The sequence below is a fragment of the Streptomyces sp. NRRL S-244 genome (genome assembly GCF_000717915.1).
GTDB lineage: Bacteria > Actinomycetota > Actinomycetes > Streptomycetales > Streptomycetaceae > Streptomyces.
This window is the reverse complement of the sequence record NZ_JOCX01000042.1, coordinates 16,376-41,330: the sequence shown is the minus strand read 5'-3', so window position 1 is coordinate 41,330 and position 24,955 is coordinate 16,376. Positions and strand designations below refer to the sequence as shown.

At 68.9% G+C, this 24,955-nt stretch carries 13 protein-coding genes and 1 pseudogene; 7 read left to right on the top strand and 7 right to left on the bottom strand.

What is annotated here, in order from left to right:
• Positions 1-140 precede the first annotated feature (140 nt).
• Positions 141-317 (bottom strand): hypothetical protein, encoded by a 177-nt coding sequence (locus tag IF02_RS35280; RefSeq protein ID WP_199809307.1) that lies wholly within the window; start codon positions 315-317, stop codon positions 141-143.
• A 346-nt stretch (positions 318-663) separates the two neighbouring features.
• Here IF02_RS35280 and IF02_RS0130450 point away from each other — a divergent pair, with 346 nt between their 5' ends.
• Positions 664-1,191, top strand: a complete 528-nt coding sequence (locus IF02_RS0130450) for an HD domain-containing protein (RefSeq protein ID WP_030162705.1) — start codon at positions 664-666, stop codon at positions 1,189-1,191.
• Positions 1,192-1,279: 88 nt separating this feature from the next.
• Here the strand turns inward: IF02_RS0130450 and IF02_RS0130445 are convergent, their stop codons facing one another.
• Positions 1,280-2,773, bottom strand: a complete 1,494-nt coding sequence (locus IF02_RS0130445) for an SDR family NAD(P)-dependent oxidoreductase (protein WP_030162703.1) — start codon at positions 2,771-2,773, stop codon at positions 1,280-1,282.
• A 258-nt stretch (positions 2,774-3,031) separates the two neighbouring features.
• Between IF02_RS0130445 and IF02_RS35275 the strand changes: the two are divergent.
• Positions 3,032-3,850: pseudogene (locus IF02_RS35275) on the top strand (DMT family transporter); the annotation flags it as partial.
• A 24-nt stretch (positions 3,851-3,874) separates the two neighbouring features.
• Here IF02_RS35275 and IF02_RS0130430 read toward each other — a convergent pair.
• A complete protein-coding gene (locus IF02_RS0130430; protein WP_030162699.1) occupies positions 3,875-5,188 on the bottom strand; it encodes a transglycosylase family protein in 1,314 nt (437 codons plus the stop codon).
• A gap of 185 nt (positions 5,189-5,373) precedes the next feature.
• Between IF02_RS0130430 and gndA the strand changes: the two genes are divergently transcribed.
• A complete protein-coding gene (gene gndA / locus IF02_RS0130425) occupies positions 5,374-6,816 on the top strand; it encodes an NADP-dependent phosphogluconate dehydrogenase (protein WP_030162697.1) in 1,443 nt (480 codons plus the stop codon).
• 333 nt (positions 6,817-7,149) lie between these two features.
• Here gndA and IF02_RS32790 read toward each other — a convergent pair whose 3' ends face one another.
• Entirely contained in the window at positions 7,150-10,518 is a 3,369-nt protein-coding gene (locus tag IF02_RS32790; protein WP_037837414.1) for a ricin-type beta-trefoil lectin domain protein, read from the bottom strand.
• A gap of 1,042 nt (positions 10,519-11,560) precedes the next feature.
• On the opposite strand from IF02_RS32790, the gene IF02_RS0130415 reads away from it, so the two are divergent.
• Together IF02_RS0130415 and IF02_RS0130410 are read left to right on the top strand one after the other, a co-directional pair.
• Positions 11,561-17,461 (top strand): RHS repeat-associated core domain-containing protein, encoded by a 5,901-nt coding sequence (locus IF02_RS0130415; protein WP_051696654.1) that lies wholly within the window; start codon positions 11,561-11,563, stop codon positions 17,459-17,461.
• 49 nt (positions 17,462-17,510) lie between these two features.
• A complete protein-coding gene (locus IF02_RS0130410) occupies positions 17,511-17,789 on the top strand; it encodes a hypothetical protein (RefSeq protein WP_158708589.1) in 279 nt (92 codons plus the stop codon).
• A 53-nt stretch (positions 17,790-17,842) separates the two neighbouring features.
• Here IF02_RS0130410 and IF02_RS0130405 read toward each other — a convergent pair whose 3' ends face one another.
• From IF02_RS0130405 to panD, 3 genes are read right to left on the bottom strand one after another with little or no spacing between them, the layout of a single operon-like run.
• Positions 17,843-18,466 carry an aspartate/glutamate racemase family protein gene (locus IF02_RS0130405; protein WP_030162691.1) on the bottom strand — a complete coding sequence of 208 codons (624 nt, stop codon included), beginning with the start codon at positions 18,464-18,466 and terminating at the stop codon, positions 17,843-17,845.
• On the bottom strand, positions 18,460-18,813 hold the full coding sequence (locus tag IF02_RS0130400) for a GNAT family N-acetyltransferase (RefSeq protein WP_030162689.1): 354 nt from the start codon (positions 18,811-18,813) through the stop codon (positions 18,460-18,462). The genes IF02_RS0130405 and IF02_RS0130400 overlap by 7 nt, the downstream gene beginning before the upstream one ends.
• Positions 18,814-18,828: 15 nt before the next feature.
• Positions 18,829-19,248, bottom strand: coding sequence for an aspartate 1-decarboxylase (gene panD, locus IF02_RS0130395; protein WP_030162687.1), 420 nt, complete (start codon positions 19,246-19,248; stop codon positions 18,829-18,831).
• Positions 19,249-19,624: 376 nt separating this feature from the next.
• Here panD and IF02_RS34125 point away from each other — a divergent pair, with 376 nt between their 5' ends.
• A complete protein-coding gene (locus IF02_RS34125; protein ID WP_078622425.1) occupies positions 19,625-20,503 on the top strand; it encodes a hypothetical protein in 879 nt (292 codons plus the stop codon).
• Positions 20,500-24,906, top strand: a complete 4,407-nt coding sequence (locus IF02_RS33320) for a caspase family protein (protein ID WP_158708588.1) — start codon at positions 20,500-20,502, stop codon at positions 24,904-24,906. Before IF02_RS34125 ends, IF02_RS33320 begins: the two co-directional genes overlap by 4 nt.
• The last annotated feature ends 49 nt before the right edge of the window (positions 24,907-24,955 follow it).

Here is a 24,955-nt window from a genome sequence, read left to right as displayed (position 1 = left end):
CCGGAAGGCTTGATCGCCCACAGCGATGACGCTCAGGGCGTACGGAAGACGGGAACCACTCCCGGGGCCCACACGGTCGGCGCAGCACCGCGCCCCCGTCGCCGGTCGGCGCGGGGGCGCTGCATGACGTACGTGTCGGGCTAGTCGATGCCGGGCAGGATGTGGGGCTCCGCCAGGTCGTCCTCGTAGCCGGCCAGTCGGATCGGGGCGGACCGGGCCCAGACTTCGAGGCTTCCGAGCTCGTCGGCGTGCGGACGGTACCGTCCGGCCGGGTGCTTCCTCAGCGTCTCGTCGGACTTCGTCGTCGTGTCTGTCACCGCGCACTCCTTTGTGTCGCGTAACCCGGTGGGCGAGCCGCGCGCCGGGCACAAGGGATAAAGGGTTTCCGGACGCGGTGGCGCCTTGGTGGAGCGTGGCCTGGATACGGCCGTCGTGTGCCACTCAGAGTACACATATGAGCGCGCCCCCGCTCGATGGATTGGCAAAATCCGCCCGACGGCTGGATTTCGCCGCGAGTTCAGGAAGTCGTACGCCGATGTGACCGGCTCGGGTGGTGTGCTCGACGCCGGTAGCACGGCCGGTGTACAGGCAGCGGAGGGAGCGACGGTGGCGGCGAGGTCCGAAGTGCCGGGGGTACCGAGGGTCGACAGCATCGAGGAGCTGATGGAACTGCTGCTCGCGTGCCGCGGGGCGTGGGACACGCCCGACCGCAGCGGAGACCCGGTCGATCTGCACGATCATGGGCTCCAGACTGCGGCACTGCTGCGCCGTTCGCATCCGTTCGACAAGGAGCTCCAAGTCGCCGGACTCGTCCACGACCTGGGCCACCTGCTCTTCCCCGGGGACGACGCGGGACACGCCGACCACGCGGCGGAAGCGATCCGTCCGCTGCTCGGCGAGCGCGTGGCCCGGCTGGTACGGCTGCACGTGCCGGCCAAGCGCTACCTGGCGGCCGTGGAGCCCGGCCGGGCGCTGTCCCCGCAGAGCGCGCTGACCCTGCGGGCGCAGGGCGGGCTGATGGACGAGGCGGAGGTCCGGGCCTTCGCGGCCGACCCCGACGCGGAAGCGGCGGTGACATTGCGCCAAGCGGATGACGCGGGCAAGGTCGTCGGGCTCGACGCGGGCGTGATGGAGGACTGGCGTCCGGTCCTGGAGCTGGTGGCGGCGAGGGCGTACGAGCGCACGCCGTGACACGGCCGTGCCCCGGCCCCTTCGAGGGGGACCGGGGCACGCGGCCGCGGCGGCGGACCGGTCCGCGACCGGCCTGCCGACGGAAGGCCTACCAGTTGGCGGGCGCGTAGTCCTTGAGGAAGACGCCGTACAGGTCCTCGCCGGCCTCGCCGCGCACGACGGGGTCGTAGACCCGGGCCGCGCCGTCGACCAGGTCGAGGGGGGCGTGGAAGCCCTCCTCGGCCAGGCGCAGCTTGTCGAAGTGCGGGCGCTCGTCGGTGATCCAGCCGGTGTCGACCGAGGTCATGAGGATGCGGTCGGTCTCGAACATCTCCTGGCCGCTGGTCCGCGTCACCATGTTCATCGCGGCCTTGGCGGCGTTGGTGTTCGGGTGCCCCGCACCCTTGTAGCCGCGGCTGAACACGCCCTCCATCGCCGAGACGTTGACCACGTAGGCACGCCCGCTGGACGCCCTGCGGGCGGCCTCGGCCATCGCCGGCCGGAGCGCGCTGATCAGGATGAACGGCGACGTGTAGTTGCACAGCTGGGTTTCCAGCAGCTCCACCGGGGAGATCTGGTCGATGGTCTGCACCCAGGTGTTCGTGTCGACGACGTCGGGCAGCAGGCCGCCGGCGTCGATGGCGGTGCCGTCGAGGTGCCGTTCGATGCTGGCGTTGCCCGCGACCAGGGCGAGGTCGGCGACCTTCTGCGCGTCGAGCCCGCTGACGCCGACGGGCAGCGCCGCCAGGCCGTCGACCGCACCGGAGTTGAACGCGCCGATGACGTGGTGGGCGGGGAGCTCGCCGGCCGGCAGCGGCGCGCTCTCCCCCTCGACCAGCGCGGCGTACGCGCTGGGCAGGCGGCGCACGGTCTGCGTCGCGTTGTTGATCAGGATGTCGAGCGGACCGGCCTCGGCGATCTGGTCGGCGAGCGCCACGGCCTGGCCCGGATCGCGCAGGTCGAGTCCGACGACCTCCAGGCGGTGCATCCACTCCGCCGAGTCCTCCATCGCCTTGAAGCGGCGGATGGCGTCCTTGGGGAAGCGGGTGGTGATCGTCGTGTGGGCGCCGTCGCGCAGCAGCCGCAGCGCGATGTACATGCCGATCTTGGCCCGGCCGCCGGTGAGCAGCGCGCGCTTGCCGGCGAGGTCGGCGCGGGCCTCGCGCTTGGCACGGTTGTGGCCGGCGCACGGCTGGCAGAGCTGGTGGTAGAAGTAGTCGACCTCGACGTACCGCGTCTTGCAGATGTAGCAGGAGCGCGGGCGCTGGAGTATTCCGGCGATCCGGCCGGCCTCCGTGACCGAGGACGGGAGGATGCCCTCGGTCTCGTCGTCGATGCGCTCGGCGGAGCCGGTCGCGGTCGCCTCGGTGACGGCCTTGTCGTTGGCGGTCTTGGCGGCGCGGCGCTCCTGGCGGCGGCGCTGCTTGACCGTGCGGTAGAGGCCGGCGGTGGCGCGGCGTACGGTGATGGCGTCGGGGTGGTCGACGTCGATCTTGTCGAGTTCCTCGAGCACGCTGAGGCAGAGCGCCAGCCGCTCGGGGTCGATGCCCGGCCCGTAGACGTGGTCGTCCGCGCTCACGTGGTTGTCTTCGGTCACCGTCATGGCCGCTGCCGTTCCTTGCTCACTCGTCCGCGTCCGCCTCTGCGGAAGTCCCCAAAACCGCCACTGTACGGATCCGACGCGCCCGGAACCAAACCCGTCGCCCGGCATCTCACGCACCGCGACGGGGCCGTCGCTCTGGGCAGGGCCCGGCGGGGGCCGCCGCGGGTCCTGTACTCCTTCTGGAGTATGCCTCGGGTACCACTGGTGACCACCTGTAGGGGGAGGAATAGGCCGCTGGGGTCGGGCATTGTGGAAATCATGAGTGCCCTTGCCCTGTCGGTCCTGCTCTGTCTGGTGTCCGCCGTCGCGTACGCGGGCGGCGCGATCCTCCAGGAACGGGTCGCGGCGAGCACCCCCGACCGACCTTACGCGCCGCTGCGCCGGGCCGGCTGGTGGTGTGCGGTCGGGCTGAACGGCCTGGGCGCCCTGCTGCACGTGGTGGCCCTCGCGTACGGGCCGCTGAGCCTGGTGCAGCCGCTCGGTGCGCTGACCATCGTGTTCGCACTGCCGATGGCGGCCCTCTTCGTACACCGCCGGGCGGGCGCCGCGGCCTGGCGCGGCGCGGTGATGGCCACGGTGGGGCTGGCCGGGCTGCTGGCGCTGACGGGCGGGGACGGGGATGCGGACCAGCCGCTGGCGGGCGGGGAGCGGGGCCTGCTGCTGATCGCCACCGGGGCCGGGGTCGCCGCGCTGTTCCTGGCGGCGCAGCGGATGCACCGGCCGGTGCTGCGCAGTGTGCTGCTGGCGGTCGCGGCCGGTACGGCCTTCGGCATGGCCTCCGTGTTCACCAAGTCGGTGGCCGAGGGCCTCACCTTCGCGTCGGGCGCACTCGGTTCCGTGTGGCCCGATCTGGCGGCGATCGCCGTCCTGGCCTCGGGCGGGCTGCTGCTCTCCCAGGCGGCCTACCGGGGCGCGGGGCTGAACGCGCCGCTGGCCACGCTGACCGTGGTCAACCCGGTGGTCGCGGCGGCGGTCGGCATATCGCTGTTCGACGAGGGCTTCCGGTTCGGGGCGGCGGGCACGGCGGCGGCCCTGGCCAGCGCCGTGCTGGCGGCGACCGGCCTGATCCTGCTCACGGTCGTGCCGCCGCACGTACGGGGGTCAGATGCCGACGCCGCGGCCGCGGAGGTACTTCAGCGGGTCGATGTCGGAGCCGTAGCCGGGGGACGTGCGCATCTCGAAGTGGAGGTGCGGTCCGCTGGTGTTGCCGGTGGAGCCGGAGCGGCCGATCCGCTGCCCGCCGGAGACCTGCTGCCCGGCCTTGACCCCGAGCGCCGAGAGGTGGGCGTACTGGGAGTACCGGCCGTCGGCGTGCCGGATGACGACCTGGTAGCCGTAGGCACCCGCCCAGCCGGCGGAGACGACGGAGCCGGGGCCGACGGACTTGACGGAGGTTCCGGTGGCGACGGGGAAGTCGACGCCCGTGTGGTAGCCGCTGGACCAGGACGATCCGGCCACGTGGTAGGCGGTGCCGATGGCGGCGTCCACGGGGGCGACGAAGCCGACCGAAGCCGGCTGCTGCTGCGCTGAGGCGGGTGCGGGGGCGGGCTTCTCCGCGGGTTTCGCGGCGGGCTTCTCGGCCGGTTTTTCCGCGGGCTTCTCGGCGGGTTTCTCGGCGGGCTTCTGCGCGTTCGGCTCCACCGGCTTGACCGGCTCCGCTGTCCGCGGCGGCTTCTCGGGGTTCTGCGCGGGCGGCGGCGGGGCGGGCGCGGCGGTGACGCGCAGGGTGAGCCGCTGACCGGGGAAGATCAGGTTCGGGTTGCCCCCCACGGTGGCCCGGTTGGTCTCGTACAGCGCCTGCCAGCCGCCCTCGACGTGCTGGGTGGTGGCGATCGCCGAGAGGGAGTCGCCGGGCGCGACCACGTACGGGTTGGGCAGGACCGAGGTGCCCGTCGGGCGGGGCGTGGCGGCCGGCGGGGCGGCGGGCTTCGCCTCCTTGACCTGGACCTGGACCTTCACGCCTTGGCCCTGGCCTTGCCCCTGCCCCTGCCCCTGCCCCTGCCCCTGCCCCTGCGGAGGGACGGCGGGCGCGGGGCCGCTGCGCGAGAGCCCGGCCTGCTTCCCGCACACGGGCCAGGCCTGCGGGCCCTGGCCCTTCAGCACCTTCTCGGCGACCGCGATCTGCTGGTCCTTGGTGGCCAGGTCGGCGCGGGACGCGTACGCGGCGCCGCCGAAGGCGCGCCACGTGCTCTGGCTGAACTGGAGCCCGCCGTAGTAACCGTTGCCGGTGTTGACGTGCCAGTTGTTGGTGGACTCGCAGTCCGCGACCTTGTTCCAGGTGTCCACCGAGGCGGCGTGGGCGGTTCCGGCGCCGATCAGAGGAAGCGCGAGTCCTGCGCCACCGGCGGTGACGGCGAGCGAGGCGCGGTTGATGCTGCTCGGCTGGTGCCGGCGGTGCCGACCCCGTACACCCATGGGAGCCCCCATTGAAGACATCAGGAACCGCACAACCTAACGGCGCGCTCAGGGCATGACAAGGGGCGCAACAGGGCGCATGTTCACGGAAGTTGACATTGATTCGCATGGCGGGACGGCTCGCGGCGCGCCCGCCCCTGTAGCGTCGCTCCCACCCGCACATCGAAGCACTCAGGAGCGCATGCATGAGCAGCACGGCCCAGATCGGCGTCACCGGGCTCGCGGTGATGGGGAGCAACCTCGCCCGGAACTTCGCCCGCAACGGCTACACCGTCGCCGTCCACAACCGCACGGCCGCGAAGACCACCGCCCTGGTGGAGGAGTTCGGTCACGAGGGGACCTTCGTCGCCACCGAGTCCGCGAAGGAGTTCGTCGACGCGCTGGAGCGGCCGCGCCGTCTGATCATCATGGTGAAGGCCGGTGAGCCGACCGATGCCGTGATCCACGAGTTCGCCCCGCTGCTGGAGCCGGGCGACGTCATCATCGACGGCGGCAACGCCCACTTCGAGGACACCCGGCGGCGCGAGAAGGAGCTGCGCGAGCAGGGCATCCACTTCGTGGGCGCGGGCATCTCGGGCGGCGAGGAGGGTGCGCTGCTCGGCCCGAGCATCATGCCGGGCGGCTCCGCCGAGTCGTACGCGTCGCTCGGTCCGATGCTGGAGAAGATCTCGGCGAAGGCCAAGGACGGCACGCCCTGCGTCTCGCACGTCGGCCCCGACGGCGCCGGACACTTCGTCAAGATGGTGCACAACGGCATCGAGTACGCCGACATGCAGCTCATCGCCGAGGCCTACCACCTGCTGCGCGACGTCGCCGGCTACTCCCCCGCGCGGATCGCGGAGACCTTCCGGGCCTGGAACCAGGGCCGGCTGGACTCGTACCTGATCGAGATCACGGCGGAGGTGCTCGCCCACACGGACGCCGAGACCGGCCGCCCGTTCGTCGACATCGTCGCCGACGCGGCCGAGCAGAAGGGCACCGGCCGCTGGACCGTGCAGATCGCGCTGGACCTGGGCGTTCCGGTGTCGGGGATCGCGGAGGCGGTCTTCGCCCGTGCGGTTTCGGGCCACGCGGACCTGCGTACGGCCGCCCGGGGACTGGCCGGCCCGGCGGCCGCGCCGCTGTCGGCGGAGGCGGCGGACGCCTTCGCCGCCCAGGTGGAGCAGGCCCTGTACGCCTCGAAGATCGTCTCGTACACGCAAGGCTTCCACCAGATCCAGGCGGGCAGCGAGGAGTACGGCTGGGGCGTGGACCTGGGCGCGGTGTCCTCGCTGTGGCGGGGCGGCTGCATCATCCGGGCGGCGTTCCTGGACCGGATCCGTACGGCGTACGACGCGCAGCCGGACCTGCCGAGCCTGCTGGCGGACCCGGGCTTCGCGCAGGAGATCGGCGCTGCCCAGGAGGACTGGCGGGCCGTCCTGGTGGCTGCCGTGTCCCAGGGCATCCCGGTGCCCGCCTTCGCCGCCTCCCTCGCGTACTACGACGCGCTGCGCGCGGAGCGGCTCCCGGCGGCCCTCACCCAGGGCCAGCGGGACTTCTTCGGGGCGCACACCTACCGGCGCACCGACCGCGAGGGCTCGTTCCACACCCTCTGGAGCGGCGACCGCTCCGAGGTCCGTACCGCCTAGGGCGCGTCCGGCTCCCTGCTCAGCGGCCCGGGCTGCGGGATCGGCGCGGGCCCGGGCGGCGGAGGAATCGGATCGGGCTCGGGCACCGGCCCCGGTACGGGCGGCACGGGCTGCGGAATCGGCTCGGGGTCCGGGAAGGGGTTCGGCCCGGGCCCGGGCCCGGGCGGCACGGGATCCGGCCCGGGCAGGGGCGGCTCCGTCATCTCTGCGTTTCGCACCATGAGCACCACCTTCCCCGGATCCGCCCCCGTACGCCCGCCGAACGGGGCCTATGAGTGACCGCCCCGGCGCTTCGGGCGCCGGGGCGGTCAGGTGCTCAGTGCATGCCGCGCATCACCACAGGGGTACGGGCAGCGGAGCGGTGTTCAGCGTCGGAATGGTCCAGCGCTGGGGGGTGGTGGCGTTGCAGTCCCACAGGTAGAGCTGCGTGCCGGTGTTCATGTTGCTGGTGTCCAGGCAGCGGCCCGACCGGGGGTGGTAGATCGTGCCGTCGGCGTGGGGCAGGAACTGCTGGCCGTAGCTGCCGTTGCAGGGGTAGAGCCAGATGAGCGTGCCGTTGGTGGTGCCGGCGTAGGCGGGGTCGATGCACTTGCCCGCGATCCGGATGGTGCCGTCGGCCCGGATCTCGAACTTCTGCGCGTCACCGCCGTTGATCATGTTGCAGTCCCAGGCCTGGATCCTGTTCCCGTCCGTGGTGCGGCCGTTGTCGTTGTCCAGGCAGTGGCTCGGCTTGGCCGCCAGGGACATCGGGCCCATGGCGCCGGGGGCGGTCAGGGGCGCCGCATAGGGGTAGACGGCGAGGTTGCTGACGCCACCGGTGAAGCCGCCGAAGTGGTCCGGGGCTCCGTTGACCTTGTACCGGCCGAGCACGAGCGAGCCGCTGGGGGCGGGGCTGGTGGAGGCCGGGTGGTGGCCCGTCGCGGCGAGAGTGCCGTTGACGTAGAGGCTCATCAGGGCGGTGTCGGCGTTGTAGACCGCGGTCAGCTGGGTCCACGCGTCCGGGTAGAACTTGGCCGAGTCGTTGACACCCGCGTCCGACCAGTCGTACGCCCAGCCGTCGACGTCACCCTTGGCCAGGGCGAAACGCCACTGCTTGGTGGCAGGGTCGGCGTAGAGGGTGAAGGCACTGTTGCGGGTGTTGTCCTGGCTGAGGACGAGCGCGCCGCTGCCGGAAACCTTCGCCCAGGTGCTGATGGTGAAGCTCTTGCGGGTGTCGATCACCGAGCCGCTGGTGGCGATCGAGGACGCGGTGCCGTTGAAGGCCGCGTACGGGGTGCTGCGGCCGCCCACCGTCGCGGACGGCCAGGTGATGCCGGCCGCGGTCGCCGGGTAGTTGCCGACGGCACTCGGGGTGGTGTTGCCGCTCTGGCCGGTCAGCTTCCACTGCGCAGTCGGCGAGTTGAGGTTGCCGAAGAAGGCCGGAGTCTGGCTGATGCCGGTGACGTTCAGAGGTGAGGCGGTGCCGGTGCCGGTGAACGTGGCGAGCTGGCGGTTGGTGTCGGAGACCCACAGGTCGGGCAGATTGTCGCCGGTGACGTCACCGACGGAGCCGATGGACGGGTAGGCCACCTGACCGAGGCCGGAGGCGATCTTCGCCCGACCGGCGGCGTTGCCCCAGGTGGTGGGGTCGAGTCGGCCGTTGACGCCCTTGCTTCCGTACGTACGGAACAGGTCGCCGGTGGCGTTGTCGCGCAGCCACAGGTCGGGGATGGCGTCACCGTTGAGGTCGCCGGGGGCGATGACGGTGAACCTGTCCCAGTCGCCGTTGCCGACCAGGACCGGGCCGCCGTCGTTGTCGAGGGTCTTCTGCGCACGGTTGCCGTAGTACGCCCACAGCTGCTTGCCCTGCTTGACCAGCAGGTCGGGGACGTTGTCGCCGTTGAGGTCACCGGCGGCGACGATCTGCTCGGCGTTGTACCAGTGGTCGTCACCGCTCCAGTCGTCACCGAAGTCACAGCCGAGATCCGGGTTCTTGACCGGGCAGGAGACCTGGAGCTCGGTCGGCCGGTTGGCGATCACACCCTGCCCGTTGTTCGGGTAGGTCCACAGCTTGTTCTTCTTGTCCGCCTCGTTGTATTGGAGCGAGACGAGGTCGTTGTACCCGTCCGTGCCCCAGTCACCGCTCGGCTGGATCTGCGCGCCCTGGAAGCTGCGCCCGCCGTTGGTGGCGGCGGCGAACTTGCCGTTGCCCTGGCCCGCGTACGTCAGCAGCGCGCCCTGGGTGTCGGTGGTCCAGATGTCGCGGTTGCCGTCGCCGTTCAGATCACCCGGGCCGTCACGGTCCTGGGTGCGGGCCGCGTAGTAGAGGTACGCGGTGGTGTCGGACCGGTTGCCGGCCTTGTCCACGCTGTACGCGTAGACGACACGGGGGCCGGATCCGGGGGGCGTGAGGGTGACGGTCCCACCGGGGGCGACGGAGCGCGGGCCCGGCTCGGAGTCCGTGTAGTAGAGGATCTCCTTGGCGTCGGTCACGCCGTTGGCACCGAAGGTGAAGCTGCCCGGTGTACGGGCCTTGCCGGTGGTCGCGGGCCAGCCGTCCTTGCCGTTGGGGAACTGCGGGGAGCTGATGACCGGCGGCTTGCTGGGGCGAGCGCGGTCCACGGAGAACTTGCAGGTGGCCGACCAGCCGGAGTACGCGTTGTCCTGGTCCTTCGCGCGGACCTTCCAGGTGTAGTCGCCGCCCGGCAGGTTCACGTCGGGAACGAGCCAGGTCGCGACCCGGCCCCTGTTCGCCGGGATCGACTGGGTCGCGGCCGGGGTTCCCTGGCCCGCCTTGAAGATCTGGAACTCGGCCTGGAGGTTGCCGCCGTCCGGGTCGTCGATCGTCGCGTACAGCCCGACGTGGGCGTCGCCGACGAGACCGCCGTCGGTGCACGAGGTGGAGGGGTTGGTACCCAGGGTGGAGGGAGTCGCCGGCGGGTTGTTGTACTCGGTCTCGATGGTCAGGGTCTTCGGGTCGAAGCGCTTCCAGCCGAACGTGTCCGACTCGTTGGAGGCGAAGAGGCCGATGGTGACGTTGGACCAGTTGCCGGACGCGGCCTGCTGCGCCAGCCCGGTCGCGTCGAACTCAAGGTTGCCCGCGGCGCAGTCGTCGCCGCTCCAGCCCTTGGACTCGTTGACCGTGGCGACCTTGGAGATCTTGGCGGGCTGCTTGTACCACGTGGTCTGGGACGAGATCGCCCCCACGTGCCACAGCTCCACCGGCCGGGCCTGGCAGGACCAGGACCAGGTGTTGCGCACCCGCAGGGTCGACTTCTTGACCTGCGCGCCCTTGATGTTCGAGGTGTCGAGCTGGAAGAAGGACCGCGAGAGGCCGTTGGTCTCGTTCTCGTAGCCGACGCGGACGTCGTCCTTGCTGTTCCAGTACGAGTTCGACGGGTACTTCTTGTAGACCCGGGTCCAGTTCTGCCGGCCGCCCCACGCCCACGAGGGGTCGATGAAGACCGGGTACTGCGTCTGCGCGCCCGTCAGCAGTGCCTGATCGGGCTTGATCTCGAGCGTGCCGTTCGCCACCGTCGTCGGCATGTGCGCGTCCTGCGCACCGGCGGGCGGAGTGAACACGTCGGCGGGCGTCTCCCCCGCACTCGCCGCGCTCATTGCGGCCGCCGACCGCAGCAGCGTCTTCGAAGCCGGTGCGGCCGGTGCGGCGGGGGCCGTCGCCTTGGTGGAGTCCCACATCAGCGGCGAGGGGCTGGTGAACACCGTCTGCCCCGCCGGGTTGACCGCGGTGATGGCCTGCGTCGCCGCATCGGTGCTGGAGGTCCACGTCCGGCAGCACGTTCGCGTACGTCGCCACGTTCGCCGCCAGCGTCGGCTTCGGCAGCGCCTTCGGCCACGACAGCGACAGCGTCCGACCGTCCTTGACACCCGTCAGCAGCGGCCCCGTACCACCACCGGAGAACGACACCGACACCGTGGCGGCCTTCGACACGACCTTCCCGTCCGCCGCGAACTGCAGCGTCGGATCGGTCGCCACCCACACACCACCGCGCAACACGCGCACAGGCGTCCCGTACCGCTTCACCGACCACGTTCCGGCCGGAGTGGCCCATGTGTCCGAGGATTCGGTCCGCGCCGAAACCAGCTCGTACGGCTGGCCCGTCTCCTTCGCCTTCTGCAGAGCGAAATCTTCTTCGCTCAACGAACCGTCCACAACCGGATCGGACGTCGCCGCAACGGCAACCGACGGCGTCAACGCGAACAATCCGGAAGCAGTTATTCCACCTACGAGAGCGAGGGAAACAGCCGCCGAAATGGCTCGCCTATCCCGCAGCCCCCGAAAGGGTCTCTTGCCACCCATGCAAACTCCACATCGCTTCACGCCTGACTGACATTCGGCGCGAGCCTACCGGGCGCACGGCGATCCGCACATGCTCCGACCTGGCCTTCTGTGGAGATCCATAGCAATTTGCCCGCTTTATGGCAACAAGGTCAATTTGCATGAGTTGGCAATGGTCGGCGGCAATTAGGCGCGATCCGACGGCGCGCCCGATGGGGCAGGTAAAGGCGCTGTTAGCCTGAGCCCGATAAGTTCGATAATGTGGGGGTGGGGTGTGAAACCAATTCGCATGCGAGGACTTTCGGCAGCCATGGCTGCCGCGGTTCTCGCCGGCGTTCTGCCCGGCGCAGCAATGGCCGCGGAGAATAACCCGGCACGGCCAAAGCTGAATCAGCCGAAGGCAGTTCCGGTGAGCAAGGCTTCCGCGGGGGGCGCCAAGCGTCCGGACGCGGCGGGCGAAAATGCATGGAAGAAGCAGAAACCGAAGGCGAGCTGGCCCGCGGCCGGATCCGCCGAGGTTTCCCTGGCCACGGGCGGACCCGCGGGCAAACTGCCCGTCGCGCTCTCCCCGGCCGACACGGGACCGTCCAAGTCGGTGAACTCCCGGCCTGCGCCCTGACCACTCCCGAACGCCCGGAGTGCCGGACCCAGAAGCCGCTGCAGACCAAGAACGACACCCGCACCGGCAAACTGTCCACCCAGGTCAGCACCCCCGGCACCACGGGCACCGCACCCAAGTCCGGCAAGACGGCGATGTCCGCCGCGGCCGCGGCATCGGGCGGCGCCATGGTCCTCGCCGCGACCGCCGGCGCCGCCGGCCCGACCGGCGACTACAAGGCCACTCCGCTCCAGCCCTCGGGCTCGTGGAGCGCGGGCGGCTCGACCGGCGCCTTCAACTGGTCCTACGCCATGGGCGTCCCGTCCGTTCCCGGCGGTCTGCAGCCTGAGCTGTCGCTCGACTACTCCTCGCAGTCGGTGGACGGCAGAACCTCGGCGTCGAACAACCAGTCCGGCTGGATCGGGGACGGCTGGGACTGGCAGCCCGGTTTCGTGGAACGCCGCTACAAGTCGTGCAACGACGACAAGACCGGCGGAACCAACACGACGAAAATCGGCGACCTCTGCTGGTTCAACGACAACGCCACCCTTTCCCTGGGCGGCAAGACCAGTGAACTGGTCTTCGAGCAGGGCAAGGGCTGGCACCCGGCCAGGGACTCGGGGGAAAAGGTCGAGAAGCTCACCGGCGCCAACAACGGCGACAATGACGGTGAGCACTGGAAGGTCACCACGGCCGACGGCACCCAGTACTTCTTCGGGCTGAACCGCCTGCCCGGCTGGAAGGACGCCTCGACGCCGACCACCAACTCGGCCTGGACCGTACCGGTGTTCGGAAACCAGTCAGGCGAGCCCTGCTACAAGGCCTCGTTCGCCTCGGCCTGGTGCCAGCAGGCCTGGCGCTGGCAGCTCGACTACGTGGTCGACGTCCGTGGCAACGCCATGGCGTACTACTGGAACACCGAGACCAACAACTACGGTCGCAACGTCTCCGAGACCGCCAAGTCCACGCCCACGCAGTACATCCGCGGGGGCTGGCTCGACCGCATCGACTACGGCCTGCGCTCCGACACCGTCTACACCGCCAAGGCCATGGGCCAGGTCAAGTTCGACGTCTCCGAGCGCTGCCTGAACAACTGCGGCACCTTCGACGAGACGAACGCCAAGAACTGGCCGGACTCGCCGTTCGACATGTTCTGCAAGGACGGCTCGACCGAGTGCAAGGACCAGCACTCGCCGTCCTTCTGGTCCCGCAAGCGTCTGACGTCCGTCACCACGAAGCTGCTGACCGCGGGCGCTTACAAGGACGTCGACAACTGGACCCTCACCCAGGGCTTCCCGGCCGCAGGCGACGGCGTCTCGACCCCCATGTGGCTCGAGTCCGTGCAGCGCACCGGCAAGGTCGGCGGATCGGCGTCCACCGCACCGGTGAGGTTCGCGGGCGTTCAGAAAGCCAACCGGGTGGACAAGACGGGTGACGGTCTGGCTCCGTTCATCCGTCTGCGCCTCTACCAGATCACGACGGAGACCGGGGGAACCATCGGAGTCGACTACTCCGACCCCGAATGCACCGCCTCCACCCTTCCCAAGCCGGACGCGACCAACACCACGCGCTGTTACCCGGTGAAGTGGGCCTTCGAAGGCTCCACGGCCAAGGAAGACTGGTTCAACTCGTACGTGACGACCCGGGTGATCGAGGGCGACAACCTCGCCGAGACTCCGGACAAGGTGACCTCGTACTCCTACCTGGACGGAGCCGCCTGGGCCAAGAGCACCGACGAGTTCACCAAGCCCGAGGACCGGGTCCACTCCATCGCCCGCGGCTACGGACGGGTGCAGACCCGCACCGGCGCCGCGAACGATCCCAAGACCCTGTCGGAGTCCCGCTACTTCCGCGGCATCGACGGCGCGGCGGTCAAGGACTCCGAGGGCGTCGCGGTCACCGACCGGGAACAGTTCGCCGGCATGAAGCGGGAAGTGGCCACCTACAACGGGGACGACACCGCGAAACTGGTCACCGCCACGTCGACGACGCCCTGGCGCTCGTCCATGACGGCGACCCGGGCCCGGGCCGGGCTGCCCGCTCTCGAGGCCTACCGCACCGGCACCGAGAAGGAAACGACCCGTACCCGGGTCACCGGAGGCGACCGCAAGACCGAGCTGACACGGCACTTCGACGAGTACGGGATGGTGGACTCGGTCTCGGAGTCCGGTGACACGTCGATGACGGGCGACGAGCGGTGCACGACGACGGCCTACGCCCGCAACACGGCGAACTGGCTGCTGAGTCTGACCGCACGTTCGGAGACGGTGGCAGTCGCCTGTGGCGAGCCGGTGAACCGGCCCGCCGACGTGATCGAGGACAGCAGGACGCTGTACGACAACGCCGCCTTCGGCGCCGCGCCCACCAAGGGCCTGGTGACGCAGACGGAGAAGATCAACGGCGACGGCGCCGGCTACAGCCCGGTCAACTCGGTCCCGAGCACCTGCGGACCGGCCAAGAACCAGCTCTGCTACGACGAATACGGCAGGCCGAGCGCCGGGGCCGACGCCCTCGGCAAGGTCACGCAGACCGCGTTCACCCCCGCGTCCGGTGAGGTGCCCACGAAGACGGTGGTCACCAACTCGCTCGGGCACACGGTGACCACGGCGCTGGAACCCCTCCGCGCCCAGCCGGTGCAGACCACCGACGCCAACGGCAAGGTGACCGCGACGGCCTACGACCCGCTCGGCCGCGTGGCCAAGGTGTGGCTGCCGACGCGTTCGGCCGTCACGTACCCCGACAGCCCGAACTTCGCGTTCGACTACCTGATCCGCAACGACGGTCCGAACGTCATCACCACGAAGACCCTCAACCACGAGTCGGAGTACCGGACGAGCTACGCCTTCTACGACGGTCTTCTGCGCCCGCGCCAGACCCAGGAAGCCTCGCCCGATCTCGCCGGCCGGCTGGTGTCGGAGAACTTCTTCGACACGCGGGGTCTCCAGTGGCGTACGTCCAACACCTACTACGCGACCGGTGCGCCGGAGCCCGTGCTGGTCAAGGGCCAGGAGCTCAAGTACCCGGCCTCCACTGACACCGAGTACGACGGCGCCGGCCGCGTCACCGCCGTCATCTCCCGGAAGTTCGGCGACGAGACGAAGCGCACCTCGACGAGTTACACGGGTGACACCACGACCGTCGTCCCCCCGAAGGGCGGGACCGCGGTGAGCACCGTGGTGGACGCCCTGGGCCGGACGACGGCGCGGACCGAGTACACGAAGGAGGATCTGACGGCCGGGGGGCCGACGCTCTTCGCTTTCGACAAGCTGGGCCGGCTGGACAACGTCACGGACCCGTCCGGGGCCAAGTGGACCTACCGCTACGACGTCCGGGGGCGCCAGACCCGGGTCGAGGACCCCGACAAGGGGGCGTCGACCACCACGTACGACGTGGCGGACCGTCCCCTCGACACCACGGACGCGCGCGGCATCACGCTCCGCACCGAGTACGACGAGCTGGGCCGGCGCACCGCGCTGAAGAAGGACGGCACGACGCTGTCGGCCTGGGTCTACGACACGGTCGCCAAGGGCCAGCTCTCCAAGTCCACGCGCTACGTGGGCGGCAAGGCCTACGAGACCGCCATCACCACCTACAACGGGCTCTACCAGCCCGTGAACACGCAGGTCACGATTCCCGACTCCGAGGGCGCGCTGGCCAACACCTACAAGTGGACCACCTCCTACAACGCCAACACCGGGCAGCCGGTGTGGACGAAGCACCCCGCCATCGGCGGGCTGCCGCAGGAGACCGTCACGACGGGCTACACCCACGGCAGCGGGCTGACGGCCTTCATGGGCGCCGGCAGTGATTCCATCATCTCCGACGTCACGTACGACCACTACGGCCGGAGCCTCGTCGAGTCCTACGGCGCCTTCGGCCAGACGGTGAGCCTCTCGAACGCCTACGACGAACACACCGGGGCGCTGACGGACACCTACCTCGACAAGGAGACGGCCCCGCAGCGCGTCGAGGACACCCACTACACGCAGGACCCGGCCGGCAACGTGACGGCCATCTCCACCTCGACCGGGCAGGACACGAGCCGGACCACTGACACCCAGTGCTTCCGCCTCGACCCCCTCAGGCGCATCACCGAGGCGTGGACCAGCACCGCACCGCAGTGCAGCGCCGCTCCCTCGGCCGGTGTGGTCGGCGGATCCGATGCGTACTGGACCAGCTACACGTACGACGCCGTCGGCAACCGCAAGACGGAGACCCGGCACACGACGGCCTCCGGGCCCGCGGCCGACACCGTCCGGACGTATCAGGCCCCCAAGGCGGGGACGCACCAGCTGCCGGGCGTCAAGCAGACCGGCACGGACGCGCACGACGAGTCCTTCGCGTACGACCAGGTCGGCAACACCCGCAGCCGCACCGTCGGCTCCAGTGTCCAGGACCTGTCCTGGGACGAGGAGGGACGGCTGAAGTCGGTCAAGGAGGGGGCGAACACCTCCGAGTACCTGTACGACCCGGCGGGCCAGCGTCTGGTGAGCCGCGATTCCACGGGCACCACGCTCTACCTGCCGGCCGGCAACGAGCTGCGCCTGGACAAGACGGGGAACGTGGTCGGTACGCGCTACTACGGTCCCGGCACCACGGCCGTGGCGGTCCGGACCCAGGCCAAGCTGGTCTTCCAGTTCAACGACCGCAACGGCACCGGAACCACCCAGATCACCGCCGATGCCGCGCAGACGGTGAGTCGGCGCAAGAGCACGGTCTTCGGCGCCGTCCGGGGTGCGTCCTCCGGGGGCTGGACGGGCAACAAGGGGTTCGTCGGCGGCACGAAGGACGCCGACAGCAAGCTCACCCACCTCGGTGCCCGTGAGTACGACCCCCTCCTCGGCCGCTTCATATCCGTGGACCCGCTCCTCGAATTCGAGAAGGGGCAGTCGCTGAGCGGATACAGCTACGCGGAGAACAATCCGACGACGTCATCGGACCCCACGGGCCGCGCATCCATGATCTCCGTGGACTGTTCGGACGGGTGCGGAGAGCAGTGGGACTTCATCGAGTCCCACGTGTCGCCCAACTTCATCTCGGGTGAGACCTGGGAATCGAAGTATCCGGTGTACAAGACGCTGAAGTCCAAGACCACCGTCTACCTCAAGGAAACCCCGCGGCCCCGCAAGTACCAGTACGAGGCTCCCAACGGCGTGTGCGTGTGGGCCGCCGCCAGCAGCTGCGCCCCCTACGAGGCGCCGCCGACGACCGAGAGCGTGCCCGACCTGCCCTGCCCGGAGGGCGACTCGCCATGGGTGTGCCGCGCCCGGAGCGAGATGTTCAAGTTCGGCCTGATGACGGGCATGACCGGCGGTTCCCTGGGCATGTTCGCCCTTCGCCCTGGCACCCGTTGGAACCAGCTCATGCGCGTGCCCGAGGGACTGACCAAGGCCCAGTTCTCGGAGGTCGAGGGCGTCTTCAAGTCACAGCTGAAGACCGAGGGGAACGTGGTCGTCCAGGGCAGCCGGGTGACCGGGAACATCACCGGCGGATCCGATATCGACTTCGCGGTACGGGTGACGCCGGAGACGTTCGACCGACTGATCGCGGCGCGCTGGAAGAACCCCAATCCCGGCTCCCAGAACGAGGCCACCCGGGACCATGCGATCAAGACGGGTAAGATCACGGCCGGTGACGCCCGCCCGAAGTTGAGCCCCATCAGGGATCAGGTATCCAAGATCCTCGGAGACGACGTGGATCACGTCGACGTCTCCATCATCAAGATGGGAGGGGCATTCGACAATGGACCGTTCATCAACGTCAAGTGATGACGTCGGCGCGTACGAATACTGCACCGTCTACGTGAAGTATCCGTTCGTGTCATCGGCCTCGGAGCTCGCTCCGGCCAGGGGCCCCGCGCTGTCGGTGGTCGCCGCCCACAACGAGTACGCGGACGGTCCGCCCGCCGCCGCGGAATTCCTCCAGTGGCCCACGGTGCTCGAATGCGAGGCCGTACCGGGTGCGTCCGCGCAGGAGATCGTCTCGGCTGTGGGCGATGTCCTGCGGGGCCTGTGGAGCCGCAGCATCCGTGCGGTGCCCGTCTGCGATTTCGAGGACGAGCTCCCGCTCCCCCCTGAGGCGCTCGCGACCAGGTAGTTCCCGATGAAACACAACGGCCCGCCGGTACGTCCGGCGGGCCGTTGCTGTTGTCAGGAGGCCAGGGCCGCCGCGAGGCCGGGATCCGGGCTGGACAGGATCGGCGTTGCGGTGGTGGTGAGGGCGGACGCGTCCGCCATCGAGGCCTGGGCCAGGACGATGACGTCCGCGCCGGTGACGGCGTCGGCCGCCTGGGCCACCCGGGCGAGGTAGCCGGCGGTGTCGCCGGCCTCGAAGCGGGGCCAGGCTTCCGCGATCAGGTGCGTGGTGATCGACACGGGGCGGCCGGCCCGCTCCGCCTCCTCCGTCACCAGGGCGACCGTCGGGTCCAGCGTCGACTCCACGGTGGCCAGCACGGCGATGCGCGGGCCCCTGCGGACGGCCTCCGCGGCCATCGGGCGGTCGACCCGCAGGACCGGAACGCCTAGCTCCGGCTCCAGGGACTCCGCGACCGCCCCGATGGTCGAGCAGGTCACCAGGACCGGGCCGCCGGAGCCGGCCAGCAGGTCCCGCAGGGCCGGAGCCACCGAGTCCGGGCCCTGCGTACGGGCCCGGTCCAGCAGCTCCGGCACCACGAGGTGGCGCAGTACGGCACCGGGGTGGTCCCGGTCCCGCAGGGCGTCGAAGACCGGCACGTGGACCGGCGAGGTGTGCAGCAGGGTCAGGGGCGTCACCAGAGGTCGGGGCTCGCGTCGAGCTGCGCCTTCGCCGCCGCGACCACCTCGGCCGGCGCCTCGGGCGCCTGGTCGGGGTGGCGGCCGGCCCAGCTGGCCGCGTACGGGCACAGCGGGACCACGGGCACCCCTTCGGCGGCGGCGATCCCGTAGAAGGCCTTCACCAGGTCCCCGGCGATGCCCCGCCCCTCGTGGCCCGGCTCGACGATGGTGTGCACCGCCACGAGGGCGTGGGGCGCCGCGTCGAGCACGAAGTACGCGATGAGGCCGACCACCTCATCGTTCTCGACGGCGAGCAGCCGTCCTGCCTTGCGGTCGTCCTTGAACCCGATGGCCCCGGTCTGCGACATGGTCCCCGACTCCCCTCAGACAGCCACCGCGTGGGGGCTGCGCTCCTGGTCCGTTCCCGGCACCGGGGCGGCCGGATCCGCGCCCAGTTCGATGATGCGATTGTCCGCGTCCACGTGCACGACGCGCGGCTTCAACACCCTTGCCTCGGCGTCCTCGACCTGTGCGTAGCTGATGAGGATGACGAGGTCCCCGGGGTGCACGAGGTGTGCGGCGGCGCCGTTGATCCCGATGACCCCGGAACCGCGCTCGCCTTCGATGACGTACGTCTCGAGCCGCGCCCCGTTGGTGACGTCCACGATGTGGACGAGCTCCCCGGGCAGCAGATCCGCCGCGTCGAGCAGATCGGCGTCGATGGTCACGGAGCCGACGTAGTGCAGGTCGGCCTGGGTGACCGTGGCCCGATGGATCTTGGACTTGAACATGGTACGAAACATGAAGAAGCTCCCGAAATATCTGCTCCCTGCCCGCTTCACGCAGGTCAAGGGCGGTCGCCGCAGCCTACAACCGTTCGCCGGTTCGGTCAGCTGTCCCCGAGCCTTTCAGGACTCGTGCTGACCGATAGCTGACTTTTCTGACGCATCGCGAGACGAGCACATCGTCCGCGGCTACTTCGGCGGCCCGCACGTCCGCTGCGTCCTGGACGAGAACCCCATGACCTTCTGATCAATATGGTCGGCGACGGCGACACCACCACGGAGGAGGCCGCCTCCCCCGCCCGCTTTTGTTGTCCGCTGTTTGCGCATCTGACTCACGGTCATCCGCCGGCACCCTGACGGGTACGATCACTGGATCAGAACCGGGGGAGGATCGATGTCCGCAGTCGTCGTGGTCCACGGCATCGGAAGGCAGCACTCGGGCGCCAACTCCATGCACGGCCCAGTCTCCGCTGCGCTCCGTGACGGATTGAACCGGGCTGGGGTCACAGATGTGAAGTCGGACAGCGTCCGCGTCGCCTTCTATGGCCACTTGTTCCGCCCACCAGGAACCGCGCCAACGAAGGGTGAGCCGGCCTACTCGCATCGGGATGTGACCGACCCGTTCGAGATCGAATTGCTCAACCGCTGGTGGGCGGAGGCACATCGTGTCGATCCGGATCGGGTACCACCGCCTGTGGCAACAGGAACCAGTAAGGCCACGACGCCGCTGAGTGTTCAGCGTGCTCTGTACGCGCTCAGCCGCTCCCGCTTCTTTGCGCGCACTGCTGACCGGTTCCTCATCGGAATACTAAAGCAGCTCCGCCTCTACCTCACGACGCCCGATGTCCGCGAGCGCGTCCAGGCCGAGATCGCCGCCGCGGTCACGGCAGACACCCGCGTGATCGTCGGACACTCCCTTGGCTCAATCGTCTCTTACGAAGCACTGTGTGCCCATCCGGAGTGGCCAGTCCACACTTTCGTCACCCTTGGATCGCCTTTGGGCATACCGAATCTCGTGTTCGACCGCTTGCTGCCCGAGCCGTACTCGGGCAAGGGGATTTGGCCAGGCAACGTAAGAGCCTGGACCAACCTGTGTGACCGACACGACGTCGTCGCCCTCACCAAGCGTCTGTCCCCTCTCTTCAGCGACGGCGATAATGTCGTTCGAGATGTCCTCATCAATAATGGCTGGCAGGCCCACGCCATAGAGTCACACCTCACCGCCGCAGAGACAGGCAACGCAATCGCAGAGGGCCTTCGGTTGGCCCGGTGACCCAATCCACACCAGATGCAGTCCGGCGTACGCTCATAGTCGGCGGTACGGCACGTTACGACCATCATCCGGAGCTCCCCCGCGTGCGCACGGATGTCGATGTCATCAGCAAAATTTTCGCATTGCTCGGCTACGAAACCAGTCACCGGCTGTTGGATAGAACGTGTGGGGGATTTCGCGCCGAGCTGTCCGAGTGGGCCGGCGCTGAGGACCGCGCGGAGGACGCACTCGTCCTCTACTACAGCGGCCACGGGGACCGCGATCACGAACGCCACTACCTGCTGTGCCGGGACAGCCGCAGTGACCGCCTGGCCGGCACCGCCCTGGCCACCGAGGACATCGTCCGGATCGTCAGCGAGAGCGGAATCCAGCGAATCCTGCTGATCATCGACACCTGTTACGCCGGGCAGGGCGGCGTCGACGCTGCACGCGCCCTGGCCACAGGCCTCGGCACCCGCCTCAGCACCACCCGCGCCGCCGACGAACACCAGCTCACTGCCTTCTCCGTCATCGCGGCCGCCCGCTCCCACGAACTGGCCGAAGACGGAGTCTTTACACACGCCCTCCAAACGGCGATCAACGACCCGGACCTGGGCGGGCACCGTCAGCCCAAGCTCTACCTGGAACAAGTCGTAGACCGCGTCAATGAAGTCCTCGCCGAGCACAGTCCGTATCAGCACGTCGCTTTAGGTACTCTGCCGAGCGGCGAGGGCTTCTCCTTCATCCCCAACCCCCGCTACGCCCCCGATATACCGGACGAGGGCATGGACCTCGCCGAACAACGGACCTGGACCAGCCTGGAGGGACGCCGACGTCGCGAAGAACTCCGCACTCACTTCGGACCTCGTGGCCGCGGTACGGACGCATACACAGGAACTGCGGGCTCCTACTTCACTGGACGCTCAGCCGCCCTAACTGAACTGACCGCCTGGTTGGACGGCCGATCGCGACGGCTCGGCCGCTGCTCGATCGTGACCGGGCGAGGCGGAGTCGGCAAGTCATCACTCCTCGGGCGCCTGGCACTGCTCGCTGATCCCTTATTGCGCGCGGCCCTGCCGGACATCGATCACAAGGCGATACCGCCCCACCAACGATTGCACGCCGCCGTACACGCGCGGCACAAGCTCCTCGAAGACATCACCGCTGGGATCGCCGACGCGGCCGGCCTGGCCGAAACCGACCCGGAGCGGCTCGTCGCCGCACTCGCAAGCCGCACCGAGCCTCTGGTGGTCGTCGTCGATGCCCTGGACGAGGCTGGGACGGCAACCGGCGATGCCGAACCCCACCGCATTGCTGCAGCTCTGCTCGCTCCGCTCTCCCAGCTGTCCTGTGTGCGTCTGCTCGTCGGCGCCCGGCCACATATGCGAGACGTCCTTGGCAGTGAATTCGCCTGCTTGAACCTCGATGAGCCACGCTGGACCGGAGAGCGGGACGTCGAAGACTACGCGCGCCGGCTACTCCTGGCTCCCGACGGCCCCGGCAGTATCGGCATCTACACCGAAGCCGCAGCGGAGCCGGTGGCTCGCGCCATCTCGACACGTGCCAACCGGAACTATCTGGTTGCCCGCCTCCTCGCCCGGCCACTCGCCCACCGCGCACAGCCGGTCGACACGAGCGTGCCCAGCTGGGAGAAGGAACTTCCTGAGCTCAGCGAGATTCCGAACGGTTCAGCGGGCCCCGCATTCCGCTGGGCGCTGCACGAACAGTTGCGTGTCAGAGAAGCCCGGGGCCGTGCTCTCCTGACGGCGCTTGCCCACGCTGAGGGCTCCGGGCTCCCCGCAGGCGACATTTGGCGCGCAACCGCTGCCCCGTTCACTGGTGACGAAGTCACGAGCCAAGACATCCGTTGGATCTTGGAATCGGCGAGTGCACACATCGTCGAGGATCAGGACGTCGGCCCGGATGGCCAGGCACGCTCCGTCTACCGCCTCTATCACGAATCCTACGCGGAGGAGCTCCGGGCCGCCGGTGGCCCGGCAGCAGCCGAGCGCATCGCCGCCGCGCTGTTGACGACCGTACGGGTCGTCCCCGGGACCGACGCATGTTCGTGGTCGGATGCAGATCCGTACGTACGGGCGCATCTGGCCAGCCACGCCGCCGGTAGCTCCCTGCTCGACGAACTTGTCCTCGATCCGGCCTACTTGCTCGTAGCCGAGCCATCTGCCCTACACCGGGCGCTGCGGCACGTCCGAGGTTCCGAGGCACAAGCCGCCCGTGCCGCGTACGAGCGCTGTGCGCCCATGCTGCTGATGGAGGACGCCGCTACTTCACCAGCAGCCCAGCTGCGACTCTCCGCGATACAGTCCGGCGCACATGCCCTTGCCGAGGCGGTACGCCTGCGCTTTCCCGAACTCTCCTGGGACACATTGTGGGCAGAAGTACCGGCGCGCCCCTACCCCTTCCGGGCCATAGGTGCCTTCTCTGCCCCCTTGAAGGGTGCCGAGGTCCTGGATGTGTCGGGGACAAAGGTGCTGGCCACAGCCCAAGCTTCGAGCCGACTCGAACTGTGGGACTTCGACACAGGAGTACGACTCGGGCAGTTGCCTCCCCCGGCCTTGCCCCATGTCCTGGCACTCACGGCCTGCGAAGAGCCACTCGCACCCTGGCTGCTTGCCCACTCCGGCCACGGCAACGAATGGGAAGGCACCGTCGAGGTATTCGACGTCCGGACACGGCGCCGCATAGGAAAGCCCGTAGAGACGAGAGCGGCGCTGTGCGCGCTCGCCGAAGTAGAGGGCGCTTACGTGATCGGGCTGATGGCGGCCGACGGGACGGTGCAACTGATCGACGCAGGCACGGGTTCAGTCCTGGCCCGGCTGACCTCCCGATTGCGAACCTCCGATCAAGAGCGCCATGAGATGGACTTCGCCACGACTCGGTTCTCTGGCCTGCGCCATCCGCAACAGCTGGCCATGGGGATGGCTGACGGCCGCTTGGTCGTGGCGGCGGTTGTGGGAGTGGGGCGGACAGCACCCCGGTTTGCAGGCCGTGCGGAGCTTGCAACCTGGTCCGTGGACCCGGAACAGGGCTGGCGGGTCTGCGACGAGCACCATTATCGGTTGACGGGCAGGAACGTGGCGGCGCTGGCCGTACGCCGAGGCCACATCCTCGTATCGTCAGAAGGTCGGCCACGGCTCACCGGGCGCGCGCAAGCCGTGATCCGGCGGGGGAGAGTGACGGAGTGGTTCTACCGTCGCGGTATGGGGCCCTCAGCGCTGGTAATGACAGACGGTGGCTCATACCGTGTGTGGGCCCAGTACTCATACGTCAGGGTGACGGATTCTGATGGTAGGCAGAGCAACTGGTTCCGCACCGAGTTGTCTGAGTCGGCACGGCTCACCGTGATTCCCTCCGACTCGGTCCGTACGCACCTGCTCACGTGGCGCGCGAGCGGCAGTTCCATCCAAGTCAGGGACCTACCCCTGAGAGAGGAGGAAGGACCGACCGTACGCCGATCTGACGCCGTCGACGCCAGCCATACCGACTTGGTTGTGGGAGAAATAGACGGTAAGCCCGTCCTCGCGCGGAACGACTTTTCCAAGCCGCTCCGTCTGATCGATCCAGCTTCTGGTCAGATCACCTCAATCTTCAACTGCGGACTCCTGGAAGAGATGCGCCTGCCGGACATGTCATACTGCGGGACGCCGGGAGCGCCGATCATGGCGTACCGATTTCTGCGGCGATGGCGGGCTCCGCACTGGGTACGCATATTTGATGGGAATTCATCGCGCCGCGTCCGCTTGGCCGGCAACTTCCTCAAGCCGATCAGAGAGATGCAGATAACGTCATTCGACGGACGTCCAGTGATCATCGGCCGGTCCTCTGACAGGCTCACTGCTTGGAATCTCGATGGCACCCATCAGGGGCACATCGCTGCCAACAGGTGCATGAGCCTCCGGGTACTGGCCACCGAAGGAGAGTCACTGCTCTCGGTAGTGGACATCGAAGAGCAGGCCATCAGAATCTTCAAACTGCCGCACTTCGATCAACTCGCCAAAGCCCACATCAGCTCCGACCACTATCCGGGGATCCCTCTCGCAGCAAATCCATACGATGCGTCATTCGCCCACGACCTGGCGATATGGAACGGATCACCGGTCGTAGGTTTTGTCCACCGGGCCGGCCGGGTCCACGTCGCTTCCATCTTGGATGCTTCGTTTGAGTGGAGTTGGAAGGTGCCGCAGAGCCAACCAGTCACCCATCTCGTACTCACCACGGTCGGAGAGCGCGGCGCCGCGATCGTGTGTACAAGCAACGGCACCATCTTGCTCGTGGAGGCAGGCTCAGAACGTCTGCTGCGCCAAGTGCATCTCGGCATGGCGATCAGAAGGATCACAGTCATCAGTGAAGGGGTAGTGGGGCTCGTGACGGAGGGGGGCCTATTCTGCCTCCGCCTTACCTAACTCGTCACCACTGTGACTTTGCTCCGGCGCAAACGGCCCGGCAACGGGC

Excerpts from the sequence above, each read along its gene's own strand:
- IF02_RS0130450 (WP_030162705.1), top strand. The coding sequence starts at position 664 with ATGGAACTGCTGCTCGCGTGCCGCGGGGCGTGGGACACGCCCGACCGC.
- IF02_RS0130445 (WP_030162703.1), bottom strand. The coding sequence starts at position 2,773 with ATGACGGTGACCGAAGACAACCACGTGAGCGCGGACGACCACGTCTAC.
- IF02_RS0130430 (WP_030162699.1), bottom strand. The coding sequence starts at position 5,188 with ATGGGTGTACGGGGTCGGCACCGCCGGCACCAGCCGAGCAGCATCAAC.
- gndA (WP_030162697.1), top strand. The coding sequence starts at position 5,374 with ATGAGCAGCACGGCCCAGATCGGCGTCACCGGGCTCGCGGTGATGGGG.
- IF02_RS0130415 (WP_051696654.1), top strand. The coding sequence starts at position 11,561 with ATGGAAGAAGCAGAAACCGAAGGCGAGCTGGCCCGCGGCCGGATCCGC.
- IF02_RS0130400 (WP_030162689.1), bottom strand. The coding sequence starts at position 18,813 with ATGTCGCAGACCGGGGCCATCGGGTTCAAGGACGACCGCAAGGCAGGA.
- panD (WP_030162687.1), bottom strand. The coding sequence starts at position 19,248 with ATGTTTCGTACCATGTTCAAGTCCAAGATCCATCGGGCCACGGTCACC.
- IF02_RS34125 (WP_078622425.1), top strand. The coding sequence starts at position 19,625 with ATGTCCGCAGTCGTCGTGGTCCACGGCATCGGAAGGCAGCACTCGGGC.